Source organism: Nonomuraea deserti (assembly GCF_004348685.1).
GTDB lineage: Bacteria > Actinomycetota > Actinomycetes > Streptosporangiales > Streptosporangiaceae > Nonomuraea > Nonomuraea deserti.
This window is the reverse complement of sequence record NZ_SMKO01000229.1, coordinates 1-15423: the sequence shown is the minus strand read 5'-3', so window position 1 is coordinate 15423 and position 15423 is coordinate 1. Positions and strand designations below refer to the sequence as shown.

Genomic DNA, 15423 nt, shown 5'->3' with positions numbered 1-15423 from the left:
GCCGTCACCCGGTGGGGCGGGCGTGGGTTACGGCGAGGGCCACCGCCGGCCGGTAGGCGGCCACTTGCTCCGGGGTCCATGTCTCAGGCCCGTTCAGCGCCTCGTGGGTGACGATCCGGTAGATGAGCGCGCGTACCAGCATCTGCCCCCATTCGGGCAGGTGGGCCCACCGTTCGGCCAGCGCGGGCGACGCGCCGTACCAGCACAGCGCGTCCACGACCGCGACCGCCGCCGCCCAGGACGGCGGGCGCCAGTACACCGGCCAGTCGATGATCGCCGGGGGCAGGCCGGGGGCGAACAGCACGTTGCCGGGCAGATCCCCGTGAACCGCTTGCGACGGGAGATCCACCGGCCGCCGGGCCCTTACGAGCGGCTCCAGCAGCCCGGCCGCTCCGGACAGGCCGGACCTTCCGGACAGGCCGGCCGCGCCGGCCAGCCCGGCTCCTCGGGGCGGGTCGGCCGCTCCGGACGGGTCGTGGGGTTCCTCCCACGCCACGCGGTCCCCGTAGGACCAGGGGTCGTCACGGACGTCCAGGTACGCGGGCCGGGACAGGTGGGCGATCGCCTCATGGAAGGCGGCCCCGGTCCTGAGCACGTCGTCCTGCCTGCCCACGTCGGGCTCGCCCGGGACCAGCCGGGCCGCTTCCCATCCGTGCGCCGCCCACGCACCGTCCCGCGCCCGCACGGGACGAGCCACGCGGAACGCGGGCGACTCAGGCAATGCGGACAGCGTCTCGGCCCGCCACAAGGTCTCCGGCAGGAACTCCACCTGCTTCACGACCAGGTCGCCGACCCGCCAGGCCCCTCCCATCCAGACCGGCCGCCCCTCGGCCCCGTACGCGCCGAGAACCTCCTCAGGAGGACCGTCCGGCGTCACCCCACCCGGAACGGAGCCGCTCACGGGGCCGTGGCCCAGGTGTGCACGGCGGCCTTGAGCTCGGCTTTCACCTCGTCGGGGGCGAACGACGCGTCGATCGACGCGCGTGCCAGCTCGGCCAGATCGTCGTCGGTGCAGCCGAAGACGTCGCGCAGCCTGGCGTACTCGTCCGCCAGCGCCGTCTCCCCGTCGGTGTTGATCGTGACGGTCAGCCCCGCCGCCCGCAGCCGCGGCAGCGGGTGCTCGGCCAGCGACGGGACGAGCCCGAGCAGGACGTTGGACGTGGGGCAGACCTCCAGCGGGATCCCGCGCCCGCGCACCTCCGCCACCAGGCTCTCGTCGTCGAGGATCCGGATGCCGTGCCCGAGGCGCTCGGCGTGCCCCAGGTCGAGGGCCTCGCGGATGCTGGCCGCGCCGGCCGCCTCGCCCGCGTGGTGGACGAGATGGAGCCCCGCGTCCCTGGCCGCGTCGAGCACCTCGGCGAACGGAGCCAGCGGGTGGCTCTCGTCGCCCGCCAGCCCGATGCCGATCACGTTGTCGTAGCGGGTGGCCAGTTTGTACGTGCGCCACAGCCGCTCGACCGGCCGCCGCCTGGAGTGGTCGAGCAGCACCCGGCACTCGATGCCGTAGCGGGCCCTGCCCTCCTCCAGCCCGTCGAGCACGGCCTCCAGCGGCATCTCCGGCTGCCCCACCCGCTCCCCGTGGGAGGCGGCGGTGAAGGTCACCTCGGCGTAGCGGGTGCCCTGCGCGGCTTCGTCCGCGCAGAACTCCACCGCGACGCGCCGGAAGTGCTCGGCCGTGCGCAGCAGCCCGCGCACCCGCGCCCGCTGGTCGGCGAACTCCCTGAAGTCGCGGAACACGCCGTCGTGCGCGGGCGTGCCGCCCAGGTCGCGCACGGTCTCAGGGCGTACGGTGCTCTCCAGGTGAACGTGCAGGTGGGCTTTGGGCAGTGACCGAACGTCTTTCACGCGCCACAGGTTAGGCCAGGCCTCCGCCCGCACGCAGTTCGTTTTCCGCCGGACTGCTAGGGGGCGTCGACCCGCCGGGTGACGCGGATCTTCGACTGCTTGTGCGGCAGGCGTTCCCAGTCGTCCATGAACCTGGCCTGCAGCCCGTGCTTGGAGGCCAGCGCGATCAGGGTCTCGGTGCGGTAGTAGAAGTCCTCCCGCAGCACCTGGTGCTCCTTGCCCTCGGTCCGGTCGAAGGTGAAGTCGAACCATCCGCCGGGTTTCATGACGCGGCCGACGTGGGCGAAGCACTCCTCGATCACGTCGAGCGGCGAGTGGGAGAAGACGCTGTGCGCGTGGACGACGTCGAAGTGCTCGTCGGGCAGGAAGGCGAAGCGCAGGTCGCGTACGGGTGTCAGGTGCGGGAGCTTGTCGCCCAGCCCGTGTTCGACGAGGGTGTCCTGGGCCGCCATGAGGATGTCGGGCGAGATGTCGATGCCGTAGTAGTTGCCGGTGTGCAGGTAATCGATGAACAGGTGACCGGCCCGCAGGTTGCCGCAGCCGATCTCCAGCATCCGGCATTCCGGCTTCAGCCCGTGCTCGACGAGGTAGTCGAACTGCATACGGCCCAGCGCCAGCCACCGGCGGTGCGTGTGGGAGCCGACCGCGCCCTCGGGGTCTCGCGCGGTGTCGGACTTCATGACGGCACGGTAGTAGGCGACGTGGTCGCGTGTATGCAGCCTGAACCAGGTGTCGCGGGCGAGCCGCCTCAGGTGGGGCAGGATCTTGCGCGGGTTCTTGAACGCGTACGTCACTTGGTGGACGAGGCTCGAACGGGAGCGTTTCACGCCTGGGAATCTAGGTCACTCACAGCAACTTCCAAGGGGCTGTGGCGACAGTCTTGAGTTCCCGTTTGCGCAGCCTTTCTCTCCGGAACCTCGCGCGCCAGGTGAACGGTCAGCTCAGGTAGTCGCGCAGCGCCAGCGAGCGGGACGGATGGCGCAGCTTGGACATCGTCTTGGCCTCGATCTGCCGGATCCGCTCCCTGGTGACGCCGTAGACGCGGCCGATCTCGTCGAGCGTGCGCGGCTTGCCGTCGGCCAGGCCGTAGCGCATGCTGATCACGCCGGCCTCGCGCTCGGAGAGCTGGTCGAGCAGGGCGTGCAGCTGCTGCTGGAGCAGGGTGAACGACACCGCGTCGGCCGGGGAGACCGCCTCGGTGTCCTCGATGAGGTCGCCGAACTCGCTGTCGCCCTCCTCGCCGAGCGGCGTGTGCAGCGAGATGGGCTCGCGGCCGTAGCCCTGCACCTCGATGACGCGGCTCACCTCGAGCTCGCTCTCCTTGGCGATCTCCTCCGGGGTGGGCTCGCGGCCGAGGTCGCTCTGCAGGCGCCGCTGCACGCGTGCCACCTTGTTGATCAGCTCCACCATGTGCACGGGGATGCGGATCGTACGGGCCTGGTCGGCCATGGCGCGGGTGATCGCCTGCTTGATCCACCACGTGGCGTAGGTGGAGAACTTGTAGCCGAGCCGGTAGTCGAACTTCTCGATCGTCCGGATCAGGCCGAGGTTGCCCTCCTGGATCAGGTCGAGGAAGAGCATGCCGCGACCGGTGTAGCGCTTGGCGATGGACACGACCAGCCGCAGGTTGGCCTCCAGCATGCGCTGCTTGGCCCGCGTGCCGTCGGCGGCGATCCATTCCAGGTCGGCGCGGAGCTCGGCGGGAAGGTCGGGCTCGGTATCGAGCCGCTCTCTGGCGAACAGCCCGGCCTCGATGCGTTTGGCCAGCTCGATCTCCTGCTCGGCGGTGAGCAGCGGCACCCGCCCGATCTCTTTCAGGTAGGTCTTGACCGAGTCGGCGCCGACGGCGGCGCCACTGTCGGCGACGCCTTCGTCCAGCTCGAGAACCTCTGCTGCTTGGGACAAAACACTCTCCTCGCTCGCGTTGGGCAGGGTGGACGGCAAACCCAAACTTAGGTCGCGCCTAACATTAGGTGCACATTTCTCTTGAGTCAACCTAAATCTAGGACGGACCTAAAAATCTGTGGGAGACTGCGGCTATGAGCATCGACACCTTGGGTTTGAGGGAACAGAAGAAGCGCGAAACCAGGCAGGCCATCTCTGACCACGCTACCCAACTGTTCCTGCAACGTGGCTTCGACCGCACGACGATCGCCGACATCGCCGGCGCCGCCAGGGTGGCCAAGATGACCGTCACCAATTACTTCCCCCGTAAAGAGGATCTAGCCCTGGACCACCACGAGGCGTTCGTGGCGGGCCTGGCGGAGGCGGTCGCCCGGCGCCCACCAGGGGAGTCGGCGCTGGGCGCGGTACGTCGAGCATATGCGCAGGCGCTGGAACAGCGTGACCCGGTCATCGGCTTCACCGGACGCGACTTCGCCCGGATGATCGCCGACAGCCCGACTCTGGTCGCCCGGCTGCGCGACCTGCACGAGCAGCGCGAGGAGGCCCTCGCCAGGCTGCTCACCACCGAAATCGACAGGACGGGCGAGGCCTCCGACGAGACCGGGAGAACCGGCGAAACGGACCCGACCGACGCGACCGGCCGCAGCAGTGGCACGGGCGGGACGCCTCCCGAGGACAACGTCGGGGGCGAAGCCGGGGGCGGCGTGATCGTCGCACGCGCGGTGGCGGCGCAGCTCGCGGCGGCCGACCGGCTGCTCTTCCGCGAGTTGCAGCGCCGCACCCTGGCCGGACAGGACGACGACGAGATCGCCGGAGCGCTCGCCGAGACCGCGCGGCGCGTCTTCGACCTCCTCGAACCCGCCATCAGCACCTACGCCGTCCGCCGGCCGGCGTAGGCGGCCACCCCCGCAGCAGACGCCGCCGGACGCCCGAGTCGATCCGCCATCGCCACGAGGCCGGCGTGCCGGGCAGCACGTCCCGAGCGGGCCTCGCCCCCGCGATCCTCGACGTCCCCCAGGACCCCGCGACAGGGCGGTATGCCCTCGGAAACGCGAGCCCGGCAGGCCGAGGCAGTCGCCGACCTTCGGCGTCCCCGGCGGCGGCTGGCGATCCACCGCACCGGCACGCGTGAAGGACCGCAGCCTTTCGTCGGTGCCGCTAGGCCACGCCGGAGCCGTGCGGGCGGCGGGCTCTCCCGTCCACGTTGCCGACCAGGGTCCTGAGGATGCCGGGCAGCTCCGCCACGGTCTGGGCGGGCAGGCCGGTCACGGTCTCGTCCGCCAGAGCGCACCACAGCTGCTTGATCTGGCCGACCAGCGCCTTGCCGCTGTCGGTGAGTTCGACGACGCTGGCGCGCCTGTCCGAGGGGGCGGGCGTGCGGCGGACGTGCCCGGCCGCTTCGAGCTTGCGACTCATGAGCGTGACGCTGGGCGGCTCGCAACCGAGCGCCTCGCTGAGCTCCGCCTGGATCATGGGGCCGGTCCTGGCGAGTTCGAGCAGGAGCGCCTCCTGCCCGGGGTGCAGGCCGAGCGGGGCCAGCAGCGCCGCGGCCCTGGCCCGGTGGCGCAGGCTCAACAGGCGGATGGCCTGGTTGAGGGCGTCGGCTTGCTCGAAGTCCATCAGCTCTCCTTGACAGATTGGTTATGCGCATAATAGTTATCCGGATAACTAATGCTACACGACATCGAGGAGCCACACATGACCGTGAAGGTCGCCGTCATCTACTACAGCGCGACAGGCAAGGTGCACACACTCGCGCAGGCCGTCGCCGAAGGCGCCGCCGCTGCCGGAGCCGAGGTACGGCTGCGGCGGGTCGCCGAGCTGGCGCCCGACAGCGCGATCGCCCAGAACCCGCTGTGGCGCCGGCACGCCGACGCCACGGCGTCCATCGCCCAGGCCCGGATGGAGGACCTGGCGTGGGCCGACGCCTTCGCCTTCGGCACGCCGACCCGGTTCGGCACGCCGGCCGCGCAGCTCAAGCAGTTCATCGACCAGGCCGGCGAGCTGTGGCGGGAAGGCAAGCTGGCCGACAAGCCGGTGACGGCCTTCACCTCGGCGTTCAACCGGCACGGCGGCAACGAGGCCACGATCTTGTCGCTGGGCAACGTCTTCTACCACTGGGGAGCGCTGATAGTCCCGCCCGGGTTCACCGATCCCGTCGTGTACGCCGCCGGCGGCAACCCGTACGGCACGTCGCTGGTGAACGGGGACGGCTCCGACGCCGCGGCACTGGAAGCGGCCAGGTACCAGGGACGGAGGCTGGCCCGCGTCACGATGCGGCTGCTGGGGGACGGCCGCGTCACCGACGGCGGCGACGCCCGCGAGACCATCGCCGCGACGACCTCCCAGACCTCGTGAACGGCCAGCCGGCAAGAGAGGGCGTCCTGACCGGCACCACGACTCCGCCGGCCGGGCAGGGCACCGGCCCCGACTGGATGGTCCTGGCGCTGGCGTGCGCGTGCCAGTTCATGGTGATCCTGGACTCGTCCATCGTGAACCTCGCCCTGCCCTCCGTCGGCGGGGAGCTCGGCTTCACGCCCACCGGCCTGGCCTGGGTGGTCAACGGCTACCTGCTGACCTTCGGCGGCTTCATGCTGCTGGGCGGCCGCGCCGCCGACCTGTTCGGGCCGCGCCGGATGCTGGTCGCCGGGCTGCTGGCGTTCTCCGTCTCCAGCCTGGCCGGCGGCCTGGCCACCGCTCCGGAGGTCCTGGTGGCGGCCCGCGTGGCGCAGGGCATCGGGGCCGCCATGATGGCCCCGGCGACCCTGGCCGTGATCAACACCTCCTTCACCGGGCCGGCCGGGCGTGCCAAGGCGTTCGGCGCATGGTCCGCCTCGGGCGGCGTGGGCGGGATGGCCGGCGCGGTCGCCGGCGGCGCCATCACCACCGGCGTGTCGTGGCGGTGGGTCTTCCTCATCAACGTGCCGATCGGCGCCGTGCTGATCGTCGTGGCCATGCTGTCGCTGGCCGGCGCACGAACCGGCCGGCGCGAACCCCTCGACCTGACGGGCGCGGTCACGGGGACGGCGGGCCTGGCCACCCTGATCTACGGGGTCATGCGGAGCGTCGATCACGGCTGGACGTCCGCGCCGGTCCTCGGGCCGGCCGTGGCGGGCGTGCTCCTGCTCGTCGTCTTCACCGTGGTGGAGGCCAAATTCGCCACCCAGCCGATCATGCCCTTGCGGCTGTTCAGGATCCGGGGGGTGGCCGTCGGCAGCGGCATGCTGCTGCTCTTCGGCGGGATCGCCATCGCGATGTGGTACTTCACGTCGCTGTTCCTGCAGAACGTCCTCGGCTTCAGCGCGCTCGAAGCCGGGCTCGGGCAGACACCCGCCGCGGTGGCGTTCATGGTGATCGCACGATGGGCCGCCGCGCTGCTGCCGCGAACCGGTGTACGCGCATTGGTGCTGGCCGGCTCCGCCTGCTTCCTGGCCGGTTTCGGCTGGCTCGCCCAGGCCCACGCCGGCAGCGGCTACGTCACCGGCGTGCTCGGGCCCACGCTGCTCGTCGCGGTCGGCATCGGGCTGACCTTCCCCACCCTCATGGCCGCGGCGACCGCCGACGCTCCCGAGGGCGCGGCCGGGATCGTCGGCGGCCTGGCCCAGACCGCCGGCCAAGTGGGCGGGTCGGCTGGCCTGGCGGTGCTCGCGACGGCCGCCGGCGCCACGGCGGCGACGGAGGCCGCGGGGAGCACCCCGGCCGCCCTCGCCGCCGGCTACGACCTGGTCTTCCTCATGGCGGCCGGGCTCGGCCTGGCCATCGCGCTGGTCAGCCTGCTGCTGCCGCGGCACGGGCGCGCCTGACCGCCGGCGACGCGGGGCCGTTCACGGCTGTGGGCCGCACCCACGCCACGTCGCTGCGCGCCGACCTGGCCGGGCCGCCCACGGCGGCCGGATGCGGACCAGGCGTCCTCCGGCTCATGCCGCCTGCATGCCGCCGTCGACCGAATGGACCGTCCCGGTCACGCAGGAGGCGCGGTCGCTGCGGAGCCGGGCGGCCCGGTCGATCCCGTCGGGCTCGGCCGGGCGACGCGACGGGTCAGCGCGTTGAGCTGGTCGACGATGCCGGGTGACGCCTCGTTGCCGCGGACCAGCACCTGCGCGCCACCGCCGCCCACACGGCCGGACCCCGGCGCCCAGGGGAAGACGCCCTGCGGCTGCTGTCGGTGATCGGCAGGCAGCGCGTGGACGTGCCCGGCTGGGCCGGGCCTGGGCGGCCCCCCGGTCACGAGCCGTGATGGAGATCTGCTAGGTTTTACCCTTCCGGCCGGAGGTTGCTCCCGGCCGGAAGGTGCTTGTATGACCACTTTTCAGGCAACCGTGCGGCCCGTGAGCGCCGCGGACCGCCCCACCGTCGAACGGCTCTGGCTCATGTTCCGCCACGACATGGCGGAGTTCCAGGGCGGGCTGCCCAGCCCCGACGCCACCTACCACAGCGAACGGCTGCGCTCGGCGTTCGAGGACGACGACTGGGCGGCCTACCTCTTCACCAGCGGCGACCGGCCGCTCGGGTTCTCCTTCGTACGGGCGCTGTCCGGCCCCGCACGCGTGCTGAACAGCTTCTTCGTGGTACGCGGCGCGCGCCGGTCCGGGATCGGGATGACCGTCGTGCGGGAGGTGATCTCCCGGCACCCCGGCCCCTGGAAGGTCGCCTTCCAGGACTCCAACACGGCGGCCGTCGCGTTCTGGCGGCGGGTCGCCACCGAGATCGCCGGTGACGCGTGGACGGAGGAGCCGGCGGACGTTCCCCCCGACGTGTGGATCTCCTTCACCGCCCCTGTGCCCAGGTCGCTTGACGACGTTACCCGCGGCTGCCAGACCGAGTGAGCCGGAAAGGACCGACAGGGCTCGTCGGACCCGGTCATCGGTGGCGACCCAGGTGACGAGCTCGGCCGCCTTCTCGATCGCTTCTCGGCTGAAGCAACCGCTCTCCGCCTCCGACCCGGCGATCATCAGCAGGGGCGATCGGTTATCGTCTCCTTCATCTGAATTGTCGGTGAAACGCTAGGCTCAGCCGGTTGTGGCTGGAGTCCGGAGCCAGGTGACGCTTCCCTGCTCGTCGCCGGCGAACGCCATCAGGCGCGCCGCCTCGTCGGCGAGCTCGCCCATCACGTCCTCGGGCAGCGGGTGGAAGGGCTCGATCGTCAGTACGCCGTCCTTGAGGTCCCACATGCCGCCGACCGTTCCCCCGACGAGGAAGGTGGGGTGGACGACGGCGCCCACGCACACGGCCCTCTGCTGCTCGGCGGTCATCATGCGGCGGCGGTCGTCGAAGGCGACGATGAGATTGTCGAACCAGGGCAGGAACCGCACGGGCGCGGGCACGTCCTCCGCGACGAGCGGGGCGTCGGGGAGGTCGTAGAGAACGCGGCCGTCGGTGTCCTGATAGGTGCGCAGCGACGGCATCGCCTCCACGACCTCCTTCAGCCGCGTCAGCCCCGACCACCGCTGCACGTCCCGCACGCTCGCCGGCCCGTACGCCGCCAGGTAGCGCGTCACCAGCCGCTCCACCGGCGGCGCCGTCTCCAGCGGCCGTCCCAGCCACTCCTCGGCCAGCGTGAACGGCGTGGCCCCCCGCTGCCCCCAGATCCCGTTGGGCGGCGTGTGCACGACGGGCACCATCGCCTGCGCCGAGAACCCCAGCGCCGTCGGACCGGCCTCCGGCCACCGCCGCAGCAGCAGGTCGCGGAGCTGGGGGCGGGTGAGCGTGCGCCCGGCCAGGTGCTCGCGGGTGAGCTTCGCCAGCTCCTCGAGATCCACCCCCTGGGTCAAGCGCCCGAAGGACGCCTGCCTGGCCCGCGTGAGGATCACCTGGACGAGGGGCCGGATCCACACGTAGTCGCCGGCCAGGGCCAGATGCTGGGTGCCGCGCAGCAGCGAGCCCCGCACCACCTGCCTGCCGTGCAGGAGGGAGGCCAGATCGTCCTGGGTGAAGGCGGCCAGGCGCGTCCACAACCCGAGGTACGGTGCGTCGATCTCCTGCCCCTGCACCGCGACGAGCCGTTCGATGGCCTCGGCCGGCGACAGGGCGGCCCGGCGGAGGAGCAGCTGGCGGTCGAGCGTGGTGCGGTTGAGCACCCGGCGATTCAGGATCATCCGGCGAGCGTAGGCGTCATCGCGGCACGTCGGCTTCCGCGTTGTGCAGGTCGGCGAGCGCGTCCCGCAGGTAGGCGGCCAGCTCCCAGGCGTCGGGCACCATCGCCCGGTCGGTGATGACGCCGATGTCGAGCGAGCCGTCGTAGGAGAACGCCGTGATGTTGACGCCGCCGCTCACGTCCGAGATCACGGAGACGGGATAGTGGTGCAGCAGCCGCGCCCCGCACACGTACAGGGGGAACTGGGGGCCCGGCACGTTCGAGACGATCAGGTTGATCGGCGGGGCGGCCTGCCCGAGCAGCGCGAACGCCGAGCGCGAGGCCAGTCCCATGAGGGCGGCGGGCATCGACTCGCTGAACTCGCGCAGCCACCGCGCGGACGCCGGCGAGAACCGGTCCTTGAGCCGCCGCATGGCCTGCCGCACGTGCTGCAGCCGGTCGACGGGGTCGGCGACGTGCACGGCCAGCGGGGCCGTCATGATCGTCACCTGGTTGCCCGGCCCCTCGGCCCCGGCGTCCCGCAGCGAGAACGGTACGCCCGCCACCAGCGGCTGGCCCGGGACACCCCCGTGCGCGGCCAGCCACCCGCGCAGAGCTCCCGCGCACACGGCCATGACCACGTCGTTGACGGTGACGCCGAACGCCTTGCGCACCTGCTTGAGCTCGTCCAGCGGCAGCGACACGTACGCGAAGCGCCGGTGCTCCGACACGGGACCGCTGAAGGGCGTCCTGGGGGCGGGCAGCGTCGGCAGGTCGGGAACCTGCGTGGCGCCGGCCAGCCTGCGGGCCAGCCCGGAGACGAACTGGGCGCCGGGGAGCGAGGACACGACGGGGATCTCGTCCAGGTAGGGGACGGCCATGGACGCGAACCGCACGGCGTGTGCGGGGTTGCCGGCCAGCCTGGCCAGGCCGCGCGCCAGCATCTCCGCCTGCCCGGGAGGCGGAGCGTCGCGTTCGGGCTCGGCCTCGGGCGGCGGCGCGGGCCGGGGGCCGGTGTCGAGCAGCGCGGCCAGCACGTCGGCGCCGCCCACCCCGTCCACGGCCGCGTGATGGATCTTCGTGTAGAGGCCCATGCGGCCCCCGGACAGCCCGTGAATGAGGTAGATCTCCCACAGCGGCCGTCGCCGGTCGAGCCGGCGGGCGTGCAGCCGGGAGACCTGCTCGGCGAGCTGCCGCTCGTCGCCGGGCGGCGGCAGGCCGATCTCGCGCACGTGGTAGTCGAGGTCGAGATCGTCCTCCTGCATCCAGTACGGGTGGTCGAGCCCCAGCGGCACCGGGGCCAGCTTACGGCGCAGCGCGGGCACGTACGGGAGCCGCTGTTCGAGGAGGGTCTGCAGGTCGGCGCGGTGGAGGTCACCGTCGAGGATGGCCAGCCCCGCGATGTTGGCGATGTTCGTGGCCGTCTCGAAGTGCAGGAACTGCGCGTCCAGGGCGGTCAGCTGGGGCATCCGTCGACCCTCCGCCCGGACAGGTAGGACACCCACGTCAAGGGCGCGTTCGGCACGTCGTCCAGCTCCTCTCCCCCGAGATCCGGGGACCTCTCCAATCCCTCGCGCTTGAGGCCGCACCGTCGCGGCGGCCAGGTCCGCACGGCGGCACGTTCTTCACGTGACGGGGCAGGAAGGTGCTGGCGCGTCGGCGCGGCACGATTGAGGTCTCCGAGGCTGAGCATCTACATACCATGCCTTTCCCTATCAAAACGGTACGCGCCACCTATCCCGCACTCTCCGACGGCTACGCCTATCTTGACGGAGCCGCCGGCACGCAGATGCCGCAATCGGTGATCGACGCCATCTCCACCGCATACCGGACCGGGATCGGCAACGTCGGCGGCGCCTTCCCCGCCAGCCACCGCTCCGACGCCATCGTCGCCGCCTGCCGCGCCGCCGTCGCCGACCTCGTCGGCGGCCACCCGGACGGCGTCATCCTCGGCCCGAACATGACCACCCTCACCTACCGCCTGGCCAGGGCCATCGCCGGCCCCGGCGACGAGGTCGTGGTCTCCAGGCTCGACCACGACGCCAACGTGCGCCCCTGGACCCAGACCGGCGCCACCGTGCGCTGGGCCGAGGTGGACCCGGTCACCGGGGAACTGCCGGTCGAGCAGTACGAGAGCCTGATCGGCGAGCGCACCAAGGTCGTGGCGGTGACGGCCGCCAGCAACATCCTCGGCACCCGCCCCGACGTGCCCGCGATCGCCGAGCTGGCGCACCGGGCGGGCGCGCTGACGTACGTGGACGGCGTGCACGCCACCCCGCACGGCCCGGTGGACATGCGGGAGCTGGGCGCCGACTTCTACGCCACGAGCGCCTACAAGTGGTCGGGACCGCACATCGGCGCGGTGGTGGCGGACCCGGCGCTGCTGGAGACCATCAGGCCGGACAAGCTGGCCTCCTCGTCCGACACCGTGCCGGAACGGTTCGAGACGGGCACGGCCGCGTTCGCCGACCTGGACGGGGTCACGGCGGCCGTGGACCACCTGGCCTCCATGGTGCCCGGCACGGGCAGCCGCCGCGAGCGCCTGCTCGCCTCGATGGCCGCGGCGGAGGAGCACGAACTGGCCCTGTTCCAGGTGCTGATCGAAGGGCTGGAGACCATGCCGCACGTCACCGTGTACGGCAAGCCCGCCAGGCGCACCGCCACCGCCTACTTCAACGTGTCCGGGCACACCCCGCGCCAGGTGGCCGAGCACCTGGCCAGGCTCGGCGTCAACGTCTGGAACGGCCACAACTACGCCTGGGAGCTGACCGGCGTGCTCGGCATCCGCGAGTCGGGCGGCGCGGTGCGCGCGGGCCTGGTGCACTACAACGACCGTTCGGACGTCGACCGGTTGCTCGAAGGGGTGGCCAGCATGGAATGAACCGGGGTCCACCGGTGCTGACGGAGACGCAGTCTTCCATGAAAAGAGGCGTTTCCCATGTCCCGGCAGGCCGTCGCCGCCCGGCTGATCGTGCAGGCTCTGGAGGCGGAGGGCGTCGAATACGTCTTCGGCATCCCCGGTGAGGAGAACATCCACTTCGTCGACGCGCTCCACGACTCCTCCATCCGTTACGTCCTCGTCCGTCACGAGCAGGGCGCGGCGTTCATGGCGGAGATCTACGGCAGGCTGACCGGCAAGCCCGGCGTGGCGTCGGCCACGCTCGGCCCCGGCGCGATCAACCTGCAGCTCGGCGTGGCCGACGCCACCACCAACAGCACGCCGGTGGTGGCGATCACGGCCCAGGTGGGGCTCGACCGCATCTACAAGGAGTCGCACCAGGTGGTCGACCTGGTCTCGCTGTTCAGGCCGATCACCAAGTGGGCGGAGCTGGTGCCGTCGCCGCAGGCGCTGCCCGAGATGATCCGCAAGGCGTTCAAGACCGCGCAGACCGAGCGGCCCGGCGCCGTCTACCTGGCGATCCCCGAGGACGTCGAGTCGGCGCCGATCCCCGACGGCCTGGCCCCGCTCCCGGTGAACGTCGTACGCCCGCAGGATCCCTCGGCCGCGCAGATCGCCCGCGCCGCCGAGGTGCTCGACGGCGCCCGCAGGCCCATCGTGCTGGCCGGCCACGGCGCGACCAGGGCTGGCGCCTCGCAGGCCCTGGTGCGCTTCTCCGAACGGCTCGGGCTGCCGGTGGCCACCACGTTCAACGGCAAGGGCGTCTTCCCCGACGACCACCGGCACGCGCTGGGGGCGGTGGGGTTCATGCGCCACGACTACGTGAACTTCGGCTTCGACGAGGCCGACGTGCTGATCAGCGTCGGATACGAGCTGCAGGAGTTCGACCCCGTCAAGATCAACCCGCTGCGCGACAAGAAGATCATCCACATTCACCGGTTCCCCGCCGAGGTGGACGACCACTACCCGGTGGCGGTCGGGGTGCACGGCGACGTCTCGCGCTCGCTGGACGCGCTCGGCGACGCCGTGCACCGGCGGTTCGAGATGAACGGCACCGGCGAGAAGATCCGCCGCATGATCGGCGAGGAGCTGGCGCAGGGGCGCGCCGAGGGCGCGTTCCCGCTGTCGCCGCGCCGGATCGTCGCCGACATCCGCGAGGCCATGGGCCGCGACGACATCGTGCTGGCCGACACCGGCGCGGTGAAGATGTGGATGGCCCGCATGTACCCGACCTACGAGCCGAACACGATGCTCGTCTCCAACGGGCTGTCGTCCATGGGTTTCGCGGTGCCGGGCGCGCTGGCCGCCAAGCTGGCCCGTCCCGAGCGCAAGGTGCTGGCGGCGACCGGCGACGGGGCGTTCCTGATGAACTCCCAGGAGCTGGAGACCGCCGTGCGCGAGCGGATCCCCTTCGTGGCGCTGGTGTGGGTGGACGACGCCTACGGGCTGATCGAGTGGAAGATGGACCTCGAGCTGGGGCGCGACTCCCACGTCGCGTTCGGCAACCCCGACTTCGTCACGTACGCCGAGAGCTTCGGGGCCCGCGGCCACCGCGTAACCAGCGCCGGCGAGCTGCTGCCCACGCTGCGCAAGGCGCTGGCCGACGACGTCGTGTCCGTGATCGCGGTGCCGGTCGACTACGCGGCCAACCTGCAACTGACCGACAAACTGGGCGAGCTCACCGGCCCCTTCTGACAGGGCCGCAGGCCCGCCTGGATGGGCACGCGGACGACGGGGCCGTAAGATCGGCCCGGTGAGCCTGCCTGCCGTGCCCGATGTCGCGGCGCTGCCGGTCGAGCCGGCGCGCGACCCGTACCACGTCTATCTCGACTCGCTCACCAGCCCCGAGTCGCGCCGCACCATGCGCGGCTGCCTCGACCGGCTGGCCCGGCTGCTCACCGGCGACGAGAGCGCCACGGGCGCGGGCCAGCCGTGGCACCTGCTGCGTTACGAGCACACCGTCCGCATCCGCACGATGCTCACCGACCAGGGCTGGTCGGCGGCGTACGTCAACAAGCATCTGGTGGCGCTGCGGCGGGTGCTGAAGGAGGCGTGGCGGCTCGGCCAGACCAGCGCCGAAGACTTCGCCCGCGCTTCGGACCTCGCCCCCGTACGCCAGAGCCGGCTGCCCACCGGGCACCACGTTCCGCCCGAGGTGGTCGGGGCGGCCCTGTCGGCCTGCGACGACTCCCCCGCCGGGGTGCGCGACGCGGCGCTGATCGCCGTCCTCTACTCCACCGGCTGCCGGCGGGCCGAGCTCTCCGGTCTGGCGCTGGCCGACTACGACCCCGGCGCCCGCTCCCTGCGGGTGCGCGGCAAGCGCGACAAGGAACGGCTGGTCTACCTGACCACGGAGGCGATCGGGCTGGTCGAGCGGTGGCTGGCGATCCGCGGGACCGGCCCCGGTGCGCTGTTCAGCCCGATCAGCAAGTACGGCACCCTGCGGCGGCGCGACGGCAGGCCGGTGCGGCTGACCGGGCAGGGCATCGCCGACGTCCTGGCCCGCCGGTTCGGGGAGGCGGGCGCGTCCCGGCGCACGGCGCACGATTTCCGCCGGACGTTCATCGGCGAACTGCTGGACGCCGGTGTGGACCTGGCGACGGCACAGGCCCTGGTGGGCCACTCCTCCCCCGCCACGACGGCCCGCTACGACCGCCGCCCGGAGAAGACCCGCCGCGACGCCGTCGACCGCCTCCGCCTG

At 71.9% G+C, this 15423-nt stretch carries 14 protein-coding genes and 1 pseudogene; 7 read left to right on the top strand and 8 right to left on the bottom strand.

Annotation, left to right across the window (positions count from 1 at the left end; translation table 11 throughout):
* Nucleotides 1-4: 4 nt before the first annotated feature.
* The 4 genes and pseudogenes from E1292_RS44370 to E1292_RS44355 form a co-directional block, all read right to left on the bottom strand.
* Nucleotides 5-877, bottom strand: a complete 873-nt coding sequence (locus tag E1292_RS44370; RefSeq protein ID WP_132605750.1) for a TIGR02569 family protein — start codon at nt 875-877, stop codon at nt 5-7.
* 20 nt (nt 878-897) lie between these two features.
* Nucleotides 898-1845 (bottom strand): adenosine deaminase, encoded by a 948-nt coding sequence (gene add, locus E1292_RS44365; RefSeq protein WP_132605748.1) that lies wholly within the window; start codon nt 1843-1845, stop codon nt 898-900.
* A gap of 56 nt (nt 1846-1901) precedes the next feature.
* On the bottom strand, nt 1902-2672 hold the full coding sequence (locus E1292_RS44360; protein ID WP_132605746.1) for a class I SAM-dependent methyltransferase: 771 nt from the start codon (nt 2670-2672) through the stop codon (nt 1902-1904).
* A 109-nt stretch (nt 2673-2781) separates the two neighbouring features.
* Nucleotides 2782-3711, bottom strand: a pseudogene (locus E1292_RS44355) (RNA polymerase sigma factor); the annotation flags it as partial.
* Between the two features lie 173 nt (nt 3712-3884).
* On the opposite strand from E1292_RS44355, the gene E1292_RS54565 reads away from it, so the two are divergent.
* On the top strand, nt 3885-4646 hold the full coding sequence (locus E1292_RS54565) for a TetR/AcrR family transcriptional regulator (protein ID WP_132605742.1): 762 nt from the start codon (nt 3885-3887) through the stop codon (nt 4644-4646).
* A gap of 262 nt (nt 4647-4908) precedes the next feature.
* Here the strand turns inward: E1292_RS54565 and E1292_RS44345 are convergent, their stop codons facing one another.
* Nucleotides 4909-5370 (bottom strand): MarR family winged helix-turn-helix transcriptional regulator, encoded by a 462-nt coding sequence (locus E1292_RS44345; protein ID WP_132605740.1) that lies wholly within the window; start codon nt 5368-5370, stop codon nt 4909-4911.
* A gap of 78 nt (nt 5371-5448) precedes the next feature.
* Here E1292_RS44345 and wrbA point away from each other — a divergent pair, with 78 nt between their 5' ends.
* Both wrbA and E1292_RS44335 read left to right on the top strand, forming a co-directional pair.
* The gene (gene wrbA / locus E1292_RS44340; RefSeq protein ID WP_132605738.1) at nt 5449-6108 is read left to right on the top strand and encodes an NAD(P)H:quinone oxidoreductase; all 660 of its coding nucleotides are present in this window, start codon (nt 5449-5451) and stop codon (nt 6106-6108) included.
* On the top strand, nt 6105-7553 hold the full coding sequence (locus E1292_RS44335) for an MFS transporter (RefSeq protein ID WP_246090775.1): 1449 nt from the start codon (nt 6105-6107) through the stop codon (nt 7551-7553). Before wrbA ends, E1292_RS44335 begins: the two co-directional genes overlap by 4 nt.
* A 158-nt stretch (nt 7554-7711) precedes the next feature.
* On the opposite strand, the gene E1292_RS44330 is transcribed toward E1292_RS44335, so the two are convergent.
* Nucleotides 7712-7978 carry a hypothetical protein gene (locus tag E1292_RS44330; protein WP_132605736.1) on the bottom strand — a complete coding sequence of 89 codons (267 nt, stop codon included), beginning with the start codon at nt 7976-7978 and terminating at the stop codon, nt 7712-7714.
* 70 nt (nt 7979-8048) lie between these two features.
* On the opposite strand from E1292_RS44330, the gene E1292_RS44325 reads away from it, so the two are divergent.
* Nucleotides 8049-8576: a GNAT family N-acetyltransferase gene (locus E1292_RS44325; protein WP_132605734.1), complete on the top strand. Its 528-nt coding sequence runs from the start codon at nt 8049-8051 to the stop codon at nt 8574-8576.
* Nucleotides 8577-8759: 183 nt separating this feature from the next.
* Here the strand turns inward: E1292_RS44325 and E1292_RS44320 are convergent, their stop codons facing one another.
* Together E1292_RS44320 and E1292_RS44315 are read right to left on the bottom strand one after the other, a co-directional pair.
* Nucleotides 8760-9845, bottom strand: a complete 1086-nt coding sequence (locus E1292_RS44320; RefSeq protein WP_132605732.1) for a winged helix DNA-binding domain-containing protein — start codon at nt 9843-9845, stop codon at nt 8760-8762.
* 16 nt (nt 9846-9861) lie between these two features.
* Nucleotides 9862-11292, bottom strand: a complete 1431-nt coding sequence (locus tag E1292_RS44315; RefSeq protein WP_132605730.1) for a WS/DGAT/MGAT family O-acyltransferase — start codon at nt 11290-11292, stop codon at nt 9862-9864.
* A gap of 233 nt (nt 11293-11525) precedes the next feature.
* On the opposite strand from E1292_RS44315, the gene E1292_RS44310 reads away from it, so the two are divergent.
* The 3 genes from E1292_RS44310 to E1292_RS44300 form a co-directional block, all read left to right on the top strand.
* Entirely contained in the window at nt 11526-12704 is a 1179-nt protein-coding gene (locus E1292_RS44310) for a cysteine desulfurase-like protein (RefSeq protein WP_132605728.1), read from the top strand.
* 57 nt (nt 12705-12761) lie between these two features.
* Nucleotides 12762-14417: an acetolactate synthase large subunit gene (locus E1292_RS44305; protein WP_132605726.1), complete on the top strand. Its 1656-nt coding sequence runs from the start codon at nt 12762-12764 to the stop codon at nt 14415-14417.
* 58 nt (nt 14418-14475) lie between these two features.
* Nucleotides 14476-15423, top strand: a 948-nt coding sequence (locus E1292_RS44300) for a tyrosine-type recombinase/integrase (RefSeq protein WP_132605724.1), incomplete at its 3' end; no start/stop codon positions are given.